Origin of the sequence: Streptomyces aureus (assembly GCF_001418135.1) — a bacterium.
GTDB classification, from domain to species: domain Bacteria; phylum Actinomycetota; class Actinomycetes; order Streptomycetales; family Streptomycetaceae; genus Streptomyces; species Streptomyces aureus_A.
Genome location: NZ_LIPQ01000306.1, coordinates 1 through 18,602 on the forward strand (window position 1 = coordinate 1; position 18,602 = coordinate 18,602).

At 74.4% G+C, this 18,602-nt stretch carries 15 protein-coding genes; 7 read left to right on the forward strand and 8 right to left on the reverse strand.

From position 1 onward, the window contains the following. The 3 genes from AOK00_RS24475 to AOK00_RS24485 form a co-directional block, all read left to right on the forward strand. Positions 1-2,722 (forward strand): AfsR/SARP family transcriptional regulator (locus AOK00_RS24475; protein ID WP_055602443.1); only part of this gene is annotated, 2,722 nt, incomplete at its 5' end. A 135-nt stretch (positions 2,723-2,857) separates the two neighbouring features. After that, entirely contained in the window at positions 2,858-3,064 is a 207-nt protein-coding gene (locus AOK00_RS24480; protein WP_055602444.1) for a hypothetical protein, read from the forward strand. Between the two features lie 70 nt (positions 3,065-3,134). Beyond that, the gene (locus AOK00_RS24485) at positions 3,135-5,195 is read left to right on the forward strand and encodes a BTAD domain-containing putative transcriptional regulator (RefSeq protein WP_079042171.1); all 2,061 of its coding nucleotides are present in this window, start codon (positions 3,135-3,137) and stop codon (positions 5,193-5,195) included. 72 nt (positions 5,196-5,267) lie between these two features. On the opposite strand, the gene AOK00_RS24490 is transcribed toward AOK00_RS24485, so the two are convergent. Together AOK00_RS24490 and AOK00_RS24495 are read right to left on the reverse strand one after the other, a co-directional pair. Further along, positions 5,268-6,017, reverse strand: coding sequence for an ABC transporter permease (locus AOK00_RS24490; RefSeq protein ID WP_055602446.1), 750 nt, complete (start codon positions 6,015-6,017; stop codon positions 5,268-5,270). Positions 6,018-6,019: 2 nt separating this feature from the next. Then, entirely contained in the window at positions 6,020-6,985 is a 966-nt protein-coding gene (locus AOK00_RS24495) for an ATP-binding cassette domain-containing protein (RefSeq protein ID WP_055602447.1), read from the reverse strand. Positions 6,986-7,068: 83 nt separating this feature from the next. Between AOK00_RS24495 and AOK00_RS24500 the strand changes: the two genes are divergently transcribed. Both AOK00_RS24500 and AOK00_RS24505 read left to right on the forward strand, forming a co-directional pair. Next, entirely contained in the window at positions 7,069-8,292 is a 1,224-nt protein-coding gene (locus tag AOK00_RS24500; protein WP_055602448.1) for a sensor histidine kinase, read from the forward strand. A gap of 2 nt (positions 8,293-8,294) precedes the next feature. Next, positions 8,295-8,945, forward strand: a complete 651-nt coding sequence (locus AOK00_RS24505; RefSeq protein WP_055602449.1) for a response regulator — start codon at positions 8,295-8,297, stop codon at positions 8,943-8,945. A gap of 57 nt (positions 8,946-9,002) precedes the next feature. Here the strand turns inward: AOK00_RS24505 and AOK00_RS24510 are convergent, their stop codons facing one another. Together AOK00_RS24510 and AOK00_RS24515 are read right to left on the reverse strand one after the other, a co-directional pair. Then, on the reverse strand, positions 9,003-10,046 hold the full coding sequence (locus AOK00_RS24510) for an LLM class F420-dependent oxidoreductase (protein WP_055602450.1): 1,044 nt from the start codon (positions 10,044-10,046) through the stop codon (positions 9,003-9,005). Between the two features lie 65 nt (positions 10,047-10,111). Then, positions 10,112-11,800 (reverse strand): class I adenylate-forming enzyme family protein, encoded by a 1,689-nt coding sequence (locus AOK00_RS24515; protein ID WP_079042172.1) that lies wholly within the window; start codon positions 11,798-11,800, stop codon positions 10,112-10,114. A 238-nt stretch (positions 11,801-12,038) separates the two neighbouring features. On the opposite strand from AOK00_RS24515, the gene AOK00_RS24520 reads away from it, so the two are divergent. Both AOK00_RS24520 and AOK00_RS24525 read left to right on the forward strand, forming a co-directional pair. Further along, positions 12,039-13,178, forward strand: a complete 1,140-nt coding sequence (locus AOK00_RS24520; protein ID WP_216822267.1) for a CaiB/BaiF CoA transferase family protein — start codon at positions 12,039-12,041, stop codon at positions 13,176-13,178. Further along, positions 13,175-14,329 (forward strand): acyl-CoA dehydrogenase family protein, encoded by a 1,155-nt coding sequence (locus tag AOK00_RS24525; RefSeq protein WP_055602451.1) that lies wholly within the window; start codon positions 13,175-13,177, stop codon positions 14,327-14,329. The genes AOK00_RS24520 and AOK00_RS24525 overlap by 4 nt, the downstream gene beginning before the upstream one ends. Positions 14,330-14,455: 126 nt before the next feature. On the opposite strand, the gene AOK00_RS24530 is transcribed toward AOK00_RS24525, so the two are convergent. The 4 genes from AOK00_RS24530 to AOK00_RS24545 all read right to left on the reverse strand — a co-directional run. Next, positions 14,456-15,487 carry an ornithine cyclodeaminase gene (locus tag AOK00_RS24530; protein WP_055602452.1) on the reverse strand — a complete coding sequence of 344 codons (1,032 nt, stop codon included), beginning with the start codon at positions 15,485-15,487 and terminating at the stop codon, positions 14,456-14,458. After that, the gene (locus tag AOK00_RS24535; RefSeq protein ID WP_063886649.1) at positions 15,484-16,563 is read right to left on the reverse strand and encodes a cysteine synthase family protein; all 1,080 of its coding nucleotides are present in this window, start codon (positions 16,561-16,563) and stop codon (positions 15,484-15,486) included. The genes AOK00_RS24530 and AOK00_RS24535 overlap by 4 nt, the downstream gene beginning before the upstream one ends. Positions 16,564-16,568: 5 nt before the next feature. Continuing rightward, positions 16,569-17,471: an oxygenase MpaB family protein gene (locus AOK00_RS24540; protein ID WP_063886650.1), complete on the reverse strand. Its 903-nt coding sequence runs from the start codon at positions 17,469-17,471 to the stop codon at positions 16,569-16,571. A 52-nt stretch (positions 17,472-17,523) separates the two neighbouring features. Further along, a partial coding sequence (locus tag AOK00_RS24545) for a terpene synthase family protein (RefSeq protein WP_216822268.1) occupies positions 17,524-18,602 on the reverse strand: 1,079 nt, incomplete at its 5' end.

Genomic DNA, 18,602 nt, shown 5'->3' on the forward strand with positions numbered 1-18,602 from the left:
CGCCGACGCGGGCCGGGCCCGGGCCGGGGGCGACGCCGAGGCCTGCGGGCGGCTGCTGACCGAGGCGCTCGGCCTCTGGCAGGGCGCACCGCTGGCCGGAGTGCCCGGCCCGTACGCCGAGCAGCAGCGGGCCCGCTTCACCGAGCTGCGGATCGGGCTGGAGGAGGAACGTTTCGCGCACGAGCTGCAGGCGGGCCGGCACGGCGCGGTCATTCCCGACCTCACCGTGTTCACGCAGGAGCACCCGCTCCAGGAGCGGCCGTACGGCTTTCTCATGCGCGCCCTGTACGCCTCCGGGCGGCAGGCGGACGCGCTGGCCGTCTACGCGCGTGCACGGCGCGTCCTCGCCGAGGAACTCGGCGTCGACCCCGGTCCCGAACTGACCGCGCTGCACGAACGGGTCCTCGCGGGCGACCCGCTCCTGGACGTCTCGGTCCGCGGCACCGCGTCGGCCGCGGCCGCCCCCGAGGCCCCCCGCCACCCGCGGAGCCCCGAGGATCCGCAGCCCTCTCCGCCGCCTCGAACCGCCGAACCCGACGCCGGCCCCACTCCCGCACCCGACCCCGAGTCCGCCGCACCGGTCCTTGCCCGCCCCGCCCAACTCCCCGCCGACGCGTTCGACTTCACCGGCCGCGTCGAACAGGTCGAGGAGCTGAGCCGGGTCCTCACCGCCCCGGATCGGACCTCGCTCCCCGTCGCGTCCATCAGCGGCATGGGCGGCCTCGGCAAGACCACCCTCGCGCTGCGGGTCGCCCACCGGATCAAGCACGAGTTCCCCGACGGGCAGCTCTACGTCGATCTGCGCGGCAGCGGTCTCGAGCCCGTGGACCCGTCGGCCGTCCTCGGCAGCATGCTCGCCGCGATGGGCGTGCCGCCGCACGCGCTCCCGGCCATGACCGACGACCGCGCCCGGCTCCTGCGCACCCTGCTCGACGGCCGGCGCATGCTGCTGCTCCTCGACAACGCCCGGGACCCCGCCCAGGTGGGCCCGCTGCTGCCCGGCTCGGCCGGCTGCGCCGTGATCGTCACCAGCCGCACCCGGCTCGTCGGCATCCCCAGCGCGGTCACCGCCGTGGCCCTGGAGGCCTTCGCGACCGACGAGGCGATCGAGCTGCTCACCGCGATCGTCGGCGCCGCACGCGTGGCGGCGGAGCCCGCCGCCGCGACCGATCTGGTGACCGCGTGCGGACATCTCCCGTTAGCCGTCCGGATCGTGGCCGCCCGCCTCGCCGCCCGGCCGCGCTGGCAGATCGAGGCCATGACCCGTCGGCTCGCCGACGAGCGCCGCCGCATCGGCGAGCTGCGCGCCGGCGACCTGGCGGTCGCGGCCACGTTCGAACTCGGCTACCGCCAGCTCCCGCAGGAACAGGCGTGCGCCTTCCAGCTCCTCGCCCCGGTCGCCCGGCCCAGCATCGGACTGGAGGTGGCCGCCGCGGCCCTCGGTCTCGACGCGTACGACACCGAGGAGATCCTCGAGTCCCTGGTCGACGCGGCCATGCTGGAGGCCCCGCAGCCCGGCCGGTACCGGTACCACGACCTCGTCTGGGCCTTCGCGCTCCAGCTCGGCGTGTCGCCGGGCGACGGCGGCGCCGAGGCCGGCATCCCCGTACTGCCGCCGCTCCTCGACCACCTGCTGGCCGCCGGCCGCGCCGCCTTCCAGTGCATGGTGCCCGGCGACCCGGACGGGATCTTCCTCACCCCCTGCTCCGCGCCCGCGCCGCACTTCGCCGGGCTCGCGGAGGCGCGCGCCTGGGTGACCGCCGAGTTCGAATGCCTCACCAACGCGGTGACGCTGGCCGCCCGCAGCCCCGCCGGGGCGGACCCGCGGATCCTGCGCGTCGCCGCGGACCTGCTCATCGCCCTCACGCCGTTCGGCAAGGACATCCCGTACGGGCAGCTCGCCGCCGCCGCGCAGGCGCTGGCCGAGACCGCCGCGCAGCGCGGCGACGACCAGGTCGCCGGGCGGGCCCGCTTCGTCTGCGGGAACGCCGCCCTGCAGAGCGCCCGGCTCGCCGAGGCAGAGCTGTTCACCCGGCTCGCGGCGGAGGCCTGCGAGCGGGTCGGCGACCGGGTGATCCTCCGTCAGACGCTCAACGACCGCGGTCTGATCGCGCAGTTCCAGCACCGCTACGAGGACGCGGTGCACTGCTACGACCAGGCGATCGAGCTGGCGGAGAAGCTCGGGCACCGATCGGGCGAACTGGTGACGCGGCTCAACGCGGCGCAGGCCCGGCTGCGCGGCGGCCGCGCCGAGGAGGCGCTCGTCGCGTGCGCCGAGGCGCTGGCCGCGCTACGTGAGGTCGAGGACCACCACGGCGCCGCCTACGCGCTCTACGTGCAGGGGATGGCCCTGCACGAACTGGGGAGGTACGACGAGGCCATCGCGAGCCATACCCAGTGCCTGGGCCTGTGCGAGGCCTGGCAGTTCCGCGGACAGGAGTCGCAGACCCGCTTCCGGCTGGCCGAGACCCTGCGGATCACGGGCCGCCGGGAGGAGGCCGTCAGGGAGGCGGGCCGTGCGCTGGTGCTGTGCGAGCAGCGCGGCGCGGAGCGCGACCAGGGGCTCGCCCTCCTGGTGCTCGGCCGTACCCTCGCCGACCTCGGCGACCTCGGGGCCGCGGCGGCCAGGGCCCGGCAGGCCCACACGCTGTTCACCCGGCTCGGGCTGCCCGACGCCGACCACGCGGCGGCCCTCCTCACGGCCCTCGGCGAACCACTGTGAAGCCGCCCCCACCCCTCCGGCAGGAGCGATATATCTGCAGCTCAGAGCGCATATCCAGGATTTATCCAGCGTAGATCGGCAGTTGGCAGAGTCTCAACCGGCAGCGCGAACGACAAGCGAACGGAAGACCGAGACATGCGAGCGATCACCTCCACCACCCGCACCTCCACCACCCGCACCTCCCCCATCCTGCGCACCGCCTGCGTCGCGGTCACCGCGGTGCTCGGCCTCTCGGTTCTGGCCGTCGCCGAGCAGCAGCTCACGGCCCCCGCGCCGAGCACCGTCGCGGCCGACGGCCCGGTCGTCACCGAGGCCCAGGAGGAGTGGAACAGCCGCGGCTGACCACGTCGGCGCGCTCCGTCGCAGACGACGGGGACGGACGGCGAAACGAACGAGCACGCATGGGGGAGTCATGACGGGTGGTAGTCCGGCGGCGTTGGCGGAACGAGACGTCGCCACCCTGGTCCGTTCCGCGCGGACCCGCAACGGGGTCAGTCAGCGGGACCTCGCCGAAAGATCCGGGATCGGTCTGCGGACGCTCCGTGAGATCGAACGGGGCCGGGTCCGCGCCCCGAGATCCGGATCGCTGCGCAGAATCGCCGAAGCCCTGCACGAACCCGCGCTGCTCGCGCGGGTCGGCGCCACGGCCGACGCCGCAGGGGACGTCCCCGACGACGCCCCGCTGGTCCTGAGCATCCTCGGCCGGCTCTCCGCCACGCGCGGCGCCGCCGAACTGCTCACCGGAACGCCGAAGCAGCGGACCCTGCTCGGACTGCTCGCGCTCCAGGCCCATCAGGTGGTCGAACGCGACGAGATCATCGAGGTCCTCTGGGACGGCGAACTACCTGACACATTCGGTCAGCTGATCCACACCTACATCTCGCGCATCCGGCTGATGCTGGACGCACACACCCTCCCCGGCACCGGCCGGACCGCGGTGCTGCGGCGCGGCGGCGGCTATGAGCTCCGGATCGAGGGGGACAGCCGACTCGACGTCCTGGAGTTCGGCCGGCTGACCCACGAGGCCGCGCGGGCCCGCGCAGGCGACGACCCGGTGCACGAACAGGCCCTGCTCGCCGACGCCCTGCGGCTCTGGCGCGGGCAGCTTCTGGAAGGCGCCCCGCCACGGCTGGCCCGCCACGCCGCCGCCGTCGAGCACTCCCGCCTGCGGGTCGCCTCCGCGCTGCGCCTCGCCGATCTCGCCCTCGCCCGCGGACAGTACGAGGAGGTGCTCGCCCAGCTCGGGCCGATCGCCCGGCACGAGGTGCTGCACGAGGGCCTGCACGCCCGGCTGCTCACCGCGCTCGCCGGTTCCGGCCGCCGGGCGGAGGCGCTGGAGCTGTTCGCCGCGGTCGACCGCAGGCTCCGCGTCGAGAGCGGCATCGAGCCCGGTGCCCAACTCCGCGGGGCCCAGATGGCCGTGCTGAGGGAGGACACCCGGATCGCGACGGCGAGGACGGCGCAGCCCGCCGGCCGGGCCGACGCGCCGAGATCCGTCCAGCTGCCGCAGAGCGTCGGGGACTTCGTGGGCCGGGCCGAGCACTTCCAGGTCCGGCAGTACCTGACCGGGCAGGGGCCGCTGGCCGCGTTCGGCGCCGCCCCGGTCGCCGTGCTCCACGGACCCGTCGGTGTCGGCAAGTCCGCCCTGACCGTCCAGATCGCCGCGGCCGTCGCCCGCCACTTCCCCGACGGTGTCCTGCACGCCCGGCTGCGCACCGGCGCGCCCGACGAGGTCCGCACCGTGCTGCGCGGCTTCGCCCGGGCGCTGGGTGTGCCGACGGCCGGGCTGCCCGCCGGGCTGACTGAACTCGCGGCGCTCTACCAGGAGTCCGTCGCCGGCCGCCGGGTCCTGGTGGTCGTCGACGACGCGCCCGGGGAACGCGCCGTCCGCCCGTTGCTGCCGTCCGGCCCCGGCGGCGCCGCGCTGCTGGCCGGCCGGATCCCGCTGTCCGGTCTGGAGGGGGCCCAGCACTTCCGCGTCGAGCGCTTCACCGCCGACCAGTCCGTCTCCCTGCTCGCCCGGATCGCCGGTGAGCGGCGGGTGCTGGCCGAACGGACGGCGGCCGAGACCGTTGCCGAGCTGTGCGACGGGATCCCGCTGGCCGTGCGGATCGCGGGCATGCGGCTCGCCGCCCGCCCGCACTGGACCCTCGCCCGGCTGGCGGACCGGCTGGCCGACGAGGAGCGGCGGCTGTCTGAGCTGGTCGCCGGAGACCTGTCCGTACGGGATCGGCTGACCTCCGCGTACGAGGGCCTGGACCCGGTGCTCCGCGACGCCGTGCGCGCCCTCGCCCGGTCCGCGGACCGGGCGTTCACCCCCGCCGGCGCGGCCGCCGTGCTGCACTGCGGCGGACGCCAGGCGGAGGACCTCCTGGAGCGGCTGGTCGACCACCAGCTGCTCGACCCCCCGGCGGAGGCCGGCGAGGAGTACGCGTTGCCGCCCCTCGTACGCCTCCACGCCTGGGAGCAGTGAACGGCGTGAGGGGACGGTCGTCGATGCCCACCGTCCCCGTCCCCTCACGCGTCCCTCACGGCGGTGGAGCGCTCACGCGTCGCGGGTGCGGAGCGTCAGCCAGCCGCCGACCGCAGCCGCGGCCGCCCACACCGCCATGACCAGCACCCCGGTCATGGGGCTGTAGGGCGCGGCGTCGGCGGGGTCGAGCCGCAGCCCGTACTGGCCGGCCCGGTCGGGCAGGTACCAGGCCAGCTCCTTCAGGCCGGGGATCTCGGCCAGTACGGGGGAGACCAGGAACAGCACCGGGATCAGGACGCCCATGGAGAGCATCAGACTGCGCAGCATCGCCGTGAACCCCATGCACATGACCGCGAGCAGCGGGAAGTACAGGGCGCCCACCACGATCGCCCGCACCGTCCCCGCGTCGCCGAACGCCGTGCCGTGCTCGCCGAGCAGACGCTGCGAGAGGAAGAACGTGCACAGCGAGGCGACCACGCCGGCCCCCAGGGCGAGGGTCGCCCCGACGGTCAGCTTGGCCGTGTACATCAGACCGCGCCGGGGCACCGCCGCCAGCGAGACCCGGATCGCGCCGTGCTGGTACTCGTTGCCGACCACCAGAACGGCGAAGGCGATCACGACGACATGGGCGAAGAGGATGCCGTAGTAGCCGAGCTGCACCGGGTCGAAGCCGGGGCCGTCCGCCTCCTCGGGGCCGACCGACCCCGACACGCCGGCGCCGATGCCGACGAGCAGGGCCGCGGCCAGCGGCAGCGACCACAGGACCGGACGCACCGAGCGGATCTTCGTCCACTCCGAGCGGAGCACCGCGTTGACAGACATCGTCAGACCACCTCTCCGAGGGGTCGCCCCCCGTACTCCACCGAATCGGCGGTCATCCTCATGAAAGCCTCTTCCAACGAGTCCTCGACCTGGACCAGTTCCAGGACGGCGGTCCTCTCGTGAGCCGCGATCCGGCCGACGTCGGCGGCCTCCGCCGCGTGCACCTCCAGCGCGCCGCCGTCGCCCGGCACCACCCGCAGCCCCTTGCGCACCAGGGCCTCGCGCAGCCGCTCCGGCTCGTCGGCCCGCACCCGCACCCGGGAGCGGCCGTGCTCCGCGGCGAACTCGGCCATGGACACGTCCGCCAGCAGCCGGCCCCTGCCGATCACGACCAGCCGGTCCGCCAGCAGCGCCGTCTCCGTCATCAGGTGGCTGGAGATCAGCACCGCCCGGCCCCGGGCCGCCAGCCCCTTGAGGAAGTGCCGCAGCCAGCGGATGCCCTCCGGGTCCAGGCCGTTGACCGGCTCGTCGAGGATCAGCACCTCGGGGTCGCCGAGCAGGGCCGCGGCGATGCCCAGGCGCTGACGCATCCCCAGCGAGAACCCGCCGACCCGCCGCCGGGCCGCGGACTCCAGGCCGACCTGCTCCAGCACCTCGTCGACCCGCGCCCGCGGCAGGCGACCGGCGTGGGCGATGCAGAGCAGATGGTCGCGTGCGGTCCGTCCCGGATGCGCCGCGCCGGCGTCCAGCAGCGCGCCGACGTGGCGCAGCGGCTCGACCAGCCGGCCGTACGGCCGCCCCGCGATCAGCACCTCGCCCGCCGTGGGCCGGTCCAGCCCCAGGATCATCCGCAGAGTGGTCGACTTCCCCGCGCCGTTCGGGCCGAGGAAGCCGGTGACCGAACCGGCCCGCACCTGGAAGGTGAGGTCCTTCACCACCGTCCTGTCGCCGTAGGCCTTCGCCAGACCCCGTACTTCCACGGCGGGTGCGTCGCCCGCACCGTGCGCCGTTCCGTTGTCCCTGTTCATGTCCTCAAGCCAATCGTCCGGCGGCCCCGGACGGATCCCCCGGCGGCGGGAGTCACCTCCCCCCGGGGAGGGAGCTGATCCCCATGAGACGTCTGCCGTCGACGCTCCACGACGCCCTGCGCCAGGGCCGTACGTACGCCCGCGGGCTCCATCTGCTGCTCGGCGGGGCCGTGGGACCGGTCTGCGTGCTGGTGTGGCCCGGCATCACCGAAGACCTGGGCCGTACCCTCGCGGCCTGCGCACTCGTGCCGGTGGTCCCCCTGCTGCTGCTCGGCCTGGTGCCGGGGACGCGGCGTGCGGAGGGCATCCAGGCGCGGCTGCTGCTCGTGCCGGACGACGAGAACGACATCGGCAGGGCCCCGGCCCGGAGCCTCTCCGACCGCCGGCGCACCAGCGTCTGGCTGGTGCTGCGCTGCTGGTGGGGACTGCTCGTCGCCACGGTCGTCGCCCAACTGCTGTCCGTCACGGGCACGCTGGCGTCCGCGCCCGCCGTCGAGGGAACCCGGACGATCCTCGGCGTCACCGTCCCCGGCGGCCACCGGCACATCTGGTACCTGGGCCTGGTGCCGCCGCTGCTGCTCGCCGCGTTCGCGCTGGTCGTATGGGCCGGACACGTACAACTCGCCCTCGCGCGCAGGCTGCTGGGCCCCTCGACGGCCGAGCGGCTCGCGGAGGCGGAGCGCCGGGCGGACGAACTGCTGGCCCGCAACCGGCTCGCGGGCGAACTCCACGACTCCATCGGCCACGCCCTCACGGTCACCGTGCTCCAGGCCGGCGCGGCCCGCGAACTCATCGACGCCGACCGGGACTTCGCGATCCGGGCGCTGACCGCCATCGAGGACACCGGCCGCCGCGCCATGGACGACCTGGAGCGCACCCTCGGCTATCTGAAGGAGGACGAGCCGGCCGCCCGCACCGTCCGGCCCACCCTCGCGGACGTCGGGCAGCTCCTGGAGGCAAGCCGCGCGGCGGGCGTCACGGTGCGCTCGCGCACCGCCGCCGAGGTCGACGCCGTGCCGGGCGTGGTCTCCCGCGAGGCGTACCGCATCCTTCAGGAAGCGCTCACCAACGCCATGAAGCACGCGCCCGGTTCACCCGTGGACGTCGACCTGGACGTCACCGGCGAACAGGTCCGGCTCACCGTCGCGAACCGGCTGGTGGAGGAGGCCCCGCGGGCTCCCGGCACCGGCAAGGGGCTGCGCAGTCTGCGGGAGCGCGCCGCGCTGCTGGGCGGCCGGGCCACCGCCGGGGCCGCATCGGGGCGCTGGACCGTCAGCGCCCGTCTCCCCCTACGGTTGGGATCGTGATCATGGACATCTCCGTACTCCTCGTCGACGACGAGGAGCTCGTCCGGGCCGGCATGGCGGCCATCCTCGGCAACGCCCAGGGCATCACCGTGGTCGGCGAGGCCTCCGACGGCTGCGAGGTCGTGCCGCTCGTCCGGAGGCTGCGCCCGGACGTCGTCGTCATGGACGTACGGATGCCCACCGTCGACGGCATCGCCGCGACCCGCGATCTCATGGCCGCCGTCGCCGACCCGCCGAGAGTCCTGGTGATCACCACGTTCGAGCGGGACGACTACGTCTACGAGGCGCTCAGGGAAGGGGCATCGGGGTTCCTGCTCAAGCGGTCCCGGCCCGCCGAGATCGTCCAGGCCGTCCGTACCGTGGCGACCGGGGACTCGGTGCTCTTCCCCGCCGCGATCCGCTCGCTGGTGCAGGGGCGTCAGGCCCGTGAGCCGGGCGACGCGCTGGCCCGCGCCCAGCTCACGGAGCGGGAGGCGGACGTGCTGAGGCTGATGGCGCGGGGGATGTCCAACGCGGAGATCGCCGAGCAGCTTTTCCTGGGGGTGCAGACGGTCAAGACCCATGTCAGCGGCACCCTGGCCAAGCTGGGGGCACGCGACCGGACGCAGGCGGTGGTCCAGGCGTACGAGTCGGGGTTCGTCGGCGCGGGCTGAGAGGGCTCCGGGGCTCCCCTGGGCCGACGGCGTACGTCGGCCGACGAGCGGCGTACGTCAGCCGACGAGGTCCTTCAGGCGGGAGACCACCGTCGCCTCGGACTCGCCCTCCTGCGGCACCGGCACGACCTGGAGATGGGTGACCCCGGCCTCCCGGTAGGCGTCCAGACGATCCCTCACATAGCTCTCCGTGCCGCAGATCGTGGTGGCCTCGAGCAGCGCGGCGGGCACGGCGGCCGCGGCCCCGGCCTTGTCGCCGGCCCGGAACAGCCGCTGGATCGTCTCCGCCTCACGGGCGTAGCCGTACCGGCTGACCAGGTCGTAGTAGTAGTTGTGGCCGGGCGCGCCCATGCCCCCCACGAACAGCGCGAGCTGGCCGCGGGCCAGCTCCCGGGCCCGCTCGGCGTCCGGGCCGATCGCGAGCAGACCGCCCGCCGAGATCTGGAGCGGGCCCAGCTCGGGCGCGCGGGCGGCGGCGCCCTCCTTGAGCGCCGGGCCCCACACCCGGTCGCACCACTCGGGGACGAAGAACAGCGGCAGCCAGCCGTCGGCGGTCTCCGCGACCATCCGGACGTTCTTCGGGCCCAGCGCGGCCACCCACACCGGGACGGACGGGCGGACCGGCGGCGTCAGCAGCCGCATCGGCCTGCCGAGGCCGGTGCCCCGGCCCTCGGGCAGCGGCAGCGTGACCGTGCGCCCCTGGTGGCGCACCGGCTCGTCCCGCCGCCAGAAGGCGCGCATGACCTCGATGGTCTCGCGGGTCCGGGCCACCGGCGCGGCGTACGGCACCCCGTGCAGACCCTCGACGACCTGCGGGCCCGAGGAACCGAGGCCGAGGTGGCAGCGTCCGCCGGACAGGGCGTCGACGCCGGCCGCGGTCATCGCCAGCAGGGCGGGCGTCCGGCTGAACACCGAGAGGATGCCGGAACCGATCTCGATCCGCTCGGTGCGGGCGGCGAGGAAGCCCATGAAACTGGGCGCGTCGTAGCCGTACGCCTCCGGCACCCAGACCAGGTCCAGGCCGGCCCGCTCCAGTTCGGCCACCTGGCCGGCCGCGGCGACGATGTCGGTGTCGTACTTCAGCTGCATGGAGATCTTCATGGCGGGGGCTCCGGGGGGGTGTCGGCGGGTGACGGGACGTCAGGGGCGGGCTTCGGCAGGACGCGTCAGGCGCGCGGTGCGTCGAGGCGGACGAGGGCGCCCTCGGCGATCAGCTCCCGGACCCGGAACTTCTGGATCTTCCCGGAGGCGGTCAGCGGCAGCCCGTCCGCGAGGTACCACCGGGCCGGGATCTTGTGCGGGGACAGCTGCTCGCGGCAGCGGGCGACGCATTCCTCGACGTCCGGGCCCTCCGGGCGATCGGCGGCGGGCAGCAGCACCGCGGCGACGATCTCTCCCCACCGGTCGTCCGGCACCCCCACCACCAGGGCGTCGCGGACGCCCGGCAGCGTGCTGAGGAAGGACTCGACGGGCCCGGGCGCGATGTTCTCGCCGCCCCGGATGATCAGGTCGCTCAGCCGGCCCTCGATCCGGACCGCGCCGGTCGCGTCCATCGAACCGAGGTCCCCGGTGTGCAGCCAGCCGTCCGCGTCCACCTTCCGCGCGGTGGCCTCCGCGTCGCCGTAGTACGCGAGGAGCTGCTGGTAGCCGCGGGCGCAGATCTCGCCGGGGACGCCGAGCGGCTGCACCCGGCCGGTGTCCGGGTCCACGATCTTGCACGTGACGTGCGGCAGCGGCCGGCCCACGGTGCTGGTCTTGTCCTCGGCGGTGTCGTCCGGCCGGGTGAGGGTGACCACGGAGGCCAGCTCGGTCTGCCCGTACAGGTTGAACACCGTGGTCGAGAACAGTTCCTCGGTCTCGGTGATGAGCTGCGGGCGCACCGGCGCCGCGCCGGTGAGGACGGAGGACAGCCGGGCCGCCGCGCCGCCGGCCGAGCGCGCCACGTCGTTCAGGGCGGTCAGCACCGTCGGCACACTGGTGAGCACCGCGCCGGGGGAACGGCGCAGCACCTCGAAGAGGACCTTGGGGTCGAAGCGCTCCAGGAGCGTGAAGACGCCGCCGCTCCACAGCGGCCCCAGGCAGGAGATGACACAGCCTGCGGTGTGGAACATCGGCAGCGGGGAGACCACGGTCGCGCCGTCGTGGACGCCGAGCCCCTCGAAGGTCAGCCGGGCCACGTTGACCACGGACCGGTGCGAGAGCAGCACCGCCTTCGGGTCGCCGGTGGTGCCGGAGGTGAACTGTATCTGCGCCGGGACGGCGGCGATCTCCTCCTGCGAGGGCAGCGGCGCGGTACCCCGCAGCGACTCCCACGCGGCGAGCGGCACGACGTGCCGCAGACCCGGCAGGTCCGGCGTCACCGCCCGCACCGTCCCGGCCATGTCGTACCCCCGGACGGCGTCGGCGTGGATCAGCATCTCGGCCTCGGAGGTGCGCAGGGCGTGGGTCAGCTCGCCTGCCCGCAGCGCCGGGTTGAGCGTCACCAGCGTCACCCCGGCCAGCGCCGCCGCGTACGCGACGATCGGCCACTCCGGGACGTTCGGAGCCCACAGGGCGACCCGCGCCCCGAGTCCGACGCGCTCCCGCAGCCCACCGGCCACGCTCTCGGCCTCGGCGAGCAGTTCGGCGTACGTCCAGTGGCGCGGGGCGCCGCCGTCGTCCGGGACCGACTCCAGGGCCGGGGCGTCCGGCCGGCCCGCGGCGACCTCGCGCAGCAGGGAGCCGACGGTGTGGTCCGAGAGCGGCGCCCCGGTGTCCGCGGGGCGGAGCGATTCGGTGAGGAGGGTCTCGATGTGCGGAACGCCGGCGTGCGGGGCGACGGTGCGCGGGGTGGCCGGTGCGGTGCTGACCTGCATGGTGACTCTCCTCGGCGGTGGGCTGCCGGTCCGTCCGGCGCTGGTCCCATCCCACCGCGCGGGCCCCCGGCGCCGGATCCCCCGGCGGCTGGAAGCGGCTCCCTCCCGGGAGGGAACCGGACGAGGGAGGCAGGAGCCGTGCAGATCCCGTCCAGGGACGGCCGTCCGGCCGCCGGTAGCGTGCGCCCGGCTTGTGCCCGCCCTCGACCGGAGGCCGCGGGAGCGAAAGGAGTCGCAGGTGGAAGTGACGGCGGGCTGGCCGGCCCTGGACGGCATAAGGGTCCTCGATCTCTCGCGGCTGCTGCCCGGCGGATTCGCGACGGTACTGATGGCCGACCTCGGTGCCGACGTGGTCAAGGTGGAGAGCCCGGACGGCGGCGACTACGGCAGGCTGGTCGAGCCGGAGACGTTCGCGGCGCTCAACCGCAACAAGCGCTCCCTCGTCCTGGACCTGCGCGACCCGGCCGGTCGGGACACCCTGCTGCGTCTGGTGGAGCGCAGCGACGCCGTGGTGGAGAGCCACCGGCCCGGCGTGCTCGACGCCATGGGCCTCGGGTACGCGCGGCTGCGCGAGGCCAACCCGCGGGTGGTGCTGTGCTCGATCACCGGATTCGGACAGCACGGCCCGTACGCCTCCCGGCCCGGCCACGACCTCAACTTCCTCGCCCTGTCGGGCTTCTTCGCCGTGCCGCACCGTCCCGGTGAGCGCGTCGACCGGGTGGGCCTGAGGATCGCCGACCTCGCCGGAGCGATGTACGCGGCGCTGTCCACCGCGGTCGCGGTCGCCTCCGCCCGCGCCACCGGCCACGGTCAGCACCTCGACGTGTCGCTGCACGAGGCGGCCGCCGCCTGGGCCGGACCGCTCGCGCTGCCGCTGCGCACGCCGGCCGAACCCGCCGACAGCCCCCTGGTCACCGGCGACAACGACGTGTTCACCGCCGCCGACGGCGGCCGGATCGCGCTCGCGACCTTCGAGGACAAGTTCTGGCTGACCTTCCGTACGGCCTTCGCGAAGGAGTTCCCCGAGCTCGACGACGACGCGTACGACCGCCGCGCGGCGCGCACCCGGGCCCGTGGGCGGGTCCGGGAGCTGCTCACCGGCGTCTTCGCCCGCCGAGACCTGGCCTGGTGGTGCGCCGCGCTCGCCGGACTGGATCTGCCCTGGGCGCCGGTGTACGAGACCGCCGACGCGTTCCTGGCCGACGCGCACGTCGAGGCCCGCGACCTGGTGGGGACCCTGCCGGGGTCGCCCACCGAGGAGCCGCGCCGGCAGATCCGCTTTCCCGTCCTGTTCGGTGCCGGACTCGACTCGCTGCGCGGCGCCGCCCCCGGCCACGGCGAGCACACCGCCGAGATCCTCGCGGAGCTGGATCGATGAGCGGGCGCGGCGCGTTCGCGGAGAGCGCCGAGCACCGGGCACTGCGGGAGGCCGTCGCCGCGTTCGCGCGCGGCCGGGGCGACGCCGGTCGCGACCCGCGCTCCCCGAACGAGCTCTGGGCGGAGGCGGGACGGCTCGGATACCTCGGGGTCAACCTGCCGGAGGAGTACGGCGGCGGGGGCTGCGGCATCACCGAACTCTCGATCGTCATGGAGGAACTCGGCGCAGCCGGCAACCCGTTGCTCATGCTGGTGGTGTCGCCCGCCATCTGCGGCACGGTCATCAGCCGCTTCGGCACCCCGGAACAGAAGCGCCGGCTGCTGCCCGGACTGGCCGACGGATCCTCCCGGATGGCCTTCGGCATCACCGAGCCGGACGCCGGATCCAACTCCCACCGGCTGACCACCTCCGCCCGCCGGGACGGCACGGACTGGCTGCTCACCGGCCGAAAGGTCTTCGTCTCCGGGGTCGACGAGGCCGACGCCACCCTGATCGTGGGCCGGACGGCGGACGCCCGCACCGGCCGCCTCAAGCCCTGCCTCTTCGTCGTCCCGCGCGACACCCCCGGCTTCGCACACCACGAGATTCCCATGGAACTCAGCGCCCCCGAGCGGCAGTTCGAACTCGTCCTGGACGACGTACGGCTGCCCGCGGACGCGCTGGTCGGCGAGGAGGACGCGGGGCTCCAGCAGCTCTTCGCCGGGCTCAACCCCGAACGCGTCATGATCGCCGCGTTCGCCGCCGGACTGGGCCGGTACGCCCTGGACAAAGCCGTGGACTACGCCCGCACCCGGCAGGTGTGGTCGTCCCCGATCGGCGCCCACCAGGCCGTCGCCCACCCGCTCGCCCGGATCCACGTCGAGCTGGAACTCGCCCGGCTGATGACCCGCAAGGCCGCCGAACTCTACGACGCGGGCGACGACATGGCCGCGGGCGAGGCCGCCAACATGGCCAAGTACGCCGCCGCCGAGGCCTGCGCCCACGCCGTCGACCAGGCGATCCACACCCTGGGCGGCAACGGCCTGACGACCGAGTACGGGCTCGCCTCGCTGCTGACGCTCTCCCGGGTGGCGCGGATCGCCCCGGTGAGCCGGGAGATGATCCTCAACTTCGTCTCGCACTACACCCTGGGGCTGCCGAAGTCCTACTGACCTCGTCCCCGCGCACGACCGTGGCCCCGCCGGAAAGGCGGGGCCACGGTCATGAGGAGCCGGACGCGGCGGGTAACCGCGAGCGGCGGGGGGCCGCACGGCGGGGGACGCCGTGCAGCCCCCGGATCAGTGGGCCAGGGAGAGACCGACGCCCTGCTCGACGGCCCGCGCGTACACGGCGGCGGCCAGCGCGATGTCCTGGACGCCCATGCCGAACGGGTTGATCACCACCCGGTCGTCCCCGGCGACCGTCCGCGCGTAGTCGCCGGCGAACAGCTCCGGCAGGGAGGCGTCCACCGACCGGCCGCCCGCCGGGGCGTCGGTCCCCGGGCCGGCGACGCGGCCGGCCCGGGCCAGCCTGCCCAGCAGCCGGTGGTCGTCGTCGACGACCAGGTCCCAGTCGTCGACGAACAGGTGGTCGCAGCCCAGCAGCAGGCTCTCGGCCGCGTCGTCGAGGGACACGTTGACGAAGGTCCCGCCCTTCGGCACCCAGTCCAGCTCCACGTACGGCTCGGTGGTCGTCGTCACCGCGACCGTCACCTGGGCCCGCTCGACCGCGGCGCGGGCGTCCGCGGTCACCGTGACGGCGACCGCCGGGTCCGCCGCGCGCCAGCGGGCGGCCAGTTCCTCGGCCCGGTCCGCGTCCTGGTCGTGCACGAACAGCTCCTCGACGCCGGGGCAGGCGCTCGCCAGCAGCTCCCGGTGGACCTCGGCCTGCCGGCCGCAGCCGAGGAAGGCCACCCGTCGGACGGCGCCCAGGTCGCGTACGGCGCGCAGCGCGGCGACCGAGACGCCGGCCGTGCGCAGGGCGCTGATCCGGCCGCCCTCCATGATGCAGACCGGCCGCGCGGTCTCCGGGTCGTCGAGCACGACCAGCCCGGCGGCGCGCGGCCGGCCGAGGAGCCGGTTGCCAAGCGAGGCGTTGATGATCTTGCAGCCGTAGGCGCCGTCCGCCCAGCCGGGCAGGATGAGGCTGCGCGCCGACGCCCCGGACGGGGTGGTCCAGCGCAGCGCGGCCTCGGGGGTGAGCCCCGCCTCCTTGCGCCGGTAGGCGAGCAGCGTGTCGTGCGCCAGGTCGGCGACGGGCAGCCCGTCGCAGAGCCGGGCCACGTCGGCGCTGTCCAGATAGGTGAGCGTCGTGTCGTCGTGCGGGGTCATCGGTGCGTTCCCTTCCGGGGGTTCGGCAGCTGCCGCGGGTTCGGCGGGGTGGGCGCGGGCGGTTCCTCCGCACGCACCCGGTCCAGCAGGTCCAGGGCCGCCCGGATCTCCCCGGTGCAGCCGGGACCGCCGTCGGCCGGGGCGTCGCGGAGCTGCGGGTACTTCTCCCCGCTGTCCGGGCAGACGCAGGCGATCTCCCGCAGCGACGGATCGAGGAGCGCCCGGGAGACGGCGGCGAGCACCGCGGCCCCGCCGCTGCCGCCGAGCGAGATCCCGGTCCGCCCTGCGACCAGGGCGCAGGCCGCGGCGGCCGCCTGGTCCGTCAGCCGCACCACATGGTCCACGTGGTGCGGCTCGACGAAGCCCGACACCTGTCCGGAGCCGAAGCCCATCAGCTTGAACGGCCGGTCGGCGGGGGTCCCGCCGAGCGCCGAGGACCCCACGGCGTCGACCGCGACGACCCGGGTGTCCGGGGCGTGGTCGCGGAAGAACTGCGCGATCCCCGCCAGGGTGCCCCCGGTCGACACGGCCACGGCGACCGCGTCGAACCGGCCGTCCGGTGCGGCCTTCATCAGTTCCGCGGCGGTCTGCCACTCGTGCACCCCGGGGTTGGCGGGGCTCTCGTACTGGTTGGTCCATACGGCGTCGGTGCCGGCCGCCACGATCGCCCGCACGGCCTGGAGCCGGGCCCCGAGGGTCCGGCCGCCCGGCACCTCGCGCACGGTCACCACGTCGGCGCCGTACTCGCGCATCCGCGCGACGCTGGCGGGCGGTGTGCTCGGCTCGACCACCAGCGTGCAGCGGTAGCCGCGCTGCGCGCAGAGCCCGGCGAGCGCCACGCCCAGGTTGCCGGAGGTCGACTCGACCACCCGCATCCCCGGACGCAGCGCCCCGCTCGACTCCAGGGCGTTCAGCAGGGCCTCCGCCGTACGGGCCTTGATCGAACCGAAGGGGTTCTCGGCCTCCAGCTTCAGCCAGATCCGCACGGACCGGTCGCCGACCGGGACGACGACCGGCCGCAGGGGCGTGTCGCCGATGGTCGCCAAGGGCGCGGCGAGAGCTGTGGTTTCGGTCATGGTGCTCAGTCCTTGAGGCTGTCGACACGGGCCGTCGGCTGCTGCCGCACGGGCTGGGCGGTCCGCTGGGGACCGATGTCGGCGAGGTCGTAACCGTGCGGGTAGCCCGGGTACGTCCGCGCCGTCGGCCGGGTCATCAGCCGCGCCATCAGCCGCGGCGCGACGCGCTCGGCCCCCGCGTGGCCGCGCAGCCCGGCGCGGTGGACGGCCCGCACCCACCGGGGCGGGACGGGCAGGTCGAGGGCGTCCAGGGCGGGCGCGTCCAGCCGGCAGGGCAGCGTGGCCGCGACCAGGTCGCTGACCGGACGCCGGTACCAGGACGCGTACAGGTTCAGGATGTTGGTGCCGACGCGGTGGTTGCTCGCGGCCCGCTGGAAGCGTTCCCGCTCGTACTCGCGGTTGAACTGCTCGAACGAGGCGTAGTCGGTGGGGAGTTCACGGATGTTCATCCGCTCGCCGACACTGGTGAAGAAGTAGAAGGCGGCCAGCCGCTCCGTCTCGGAGGTCCGCCGCCAGGCCCAGCGGTCGATCCAGCGGACCGGCTCGAGGACGAACGTCGACAGGACGTACAGCATGTCCTCGTTGGCGATGTCGAACCTGCGGTGCGCCTGGTTGATCTGCCGGATCGCCTGGCGTCCGCGCGTGGAGTCGTAGCCCCCGCGGACCAGTTCGCCGAGCAGGATCCGGGTGTCGTCGTAGCGTTTCTGCGCGCGCAGGGCGAACTCGCCGCTGCCGTCCAGGACGTCGGAGATGGCGGGCACGCAACAGGTGCGCCAGATCGCCACCTCAAGGCCCCGGCCGTAGTCCCAGGGGAACTCGCGGTCGGAGGATATGCGATGGATCTCCTGGTGGTCCGCCTTCGGGTCGAGGGTCTCCAGATGTCTGAGTGTCGCGTAACGGTCTCGCATGCGTACCCCGTTCACAATGGGTCACAGTGGGGGAAATCGGTCGAGGGTGCGCCTACAGCGGGGTGGACCCCGCGGCGCTGGTGACCTCGGGCCGAGTGGGGTCGAACCGCAGCGTCTCGAAGCGCCACTGGAGCTGGCCGGTGAGCCAGCTCCGCAGCCCCGCGACGTGGCGCTCCAGGCGGTCCGCCGGGACGAGCGCGCGCTGCGCGGGCGTCAGGCGCTCCGCGAAGGAGGAACTGAGCTCGGTGAAACGGTCGAAGCGGCCCTGGACCATCTCCCCGACGGCGTCCGCGGCGGTCTGCAGGTCCGTGCCGTGCGCGTGCCGATGGACCAGGACCAGGTTGTGCGGGTCGCCCAGCAGCGCCTCCTTCTCGCAGCTGAACAGGTCGTTGGTCCACAGGTCCGCGTCGGACAGCGCCGCGTTCATCTCGGCGAACGCGGGCAGCGCGTATATCTCCTCCGGCACCTCGAAGTGCGTGGTGACCTCGATGAGGTCGAGGTACGGCATGAGCGCGCGGCCGCGGTGGGCGATGTACTCGTCCAGGCCGGGGACGCGGCCCGTGAGCCGGTTCTCCGACTCCCACACGCAGGTGTCGAAGAAGGCCCCGATGTGCGCGGCGAGCCGCCGGCGCCAGGTCGGCGAGGTCAGCGGGGCGGTGCGGCGCCACAGGTCCGCGTAGGCGGGGCGGAACACCTGGGTGAGGGAGTGCGCCGCCGGGCCGGGGTCCTCGTCGACGGAGCCGTCCTCGGTGAACCAGCCGAGCACCTCGTCGCAGACCTCGCGCAGGCGCTCCGGCTCGGTGCCGAGGGAGGTCTCGTCGAACTGGTCGTCCAGGACCAGCATGCAGCTGATCCAGTCGGTCACGAGCTGGAGCTCCTCGGCGCCCGAGTGCGGGTACGCCCTGCCCATCAGGGTGCCGAGCAGGGAGCGTTCGTGGTGGCGGCGGGCGGCCTCGTCGGGGGCGAGGCCGAAGCGGGACACGAAGGCCCGGGCTCCGGCCTCCGCCCGGTCGGCGTACGGACTGAGCTCCGGAGGGAACTCCACATGGATGTGCGGCATGCGCAGGGACACGGTGTCACCCGTCGTTTCGAGTCGCGGTGCAGGGATCAGGGGCGCGGGGGGTGTGGGGG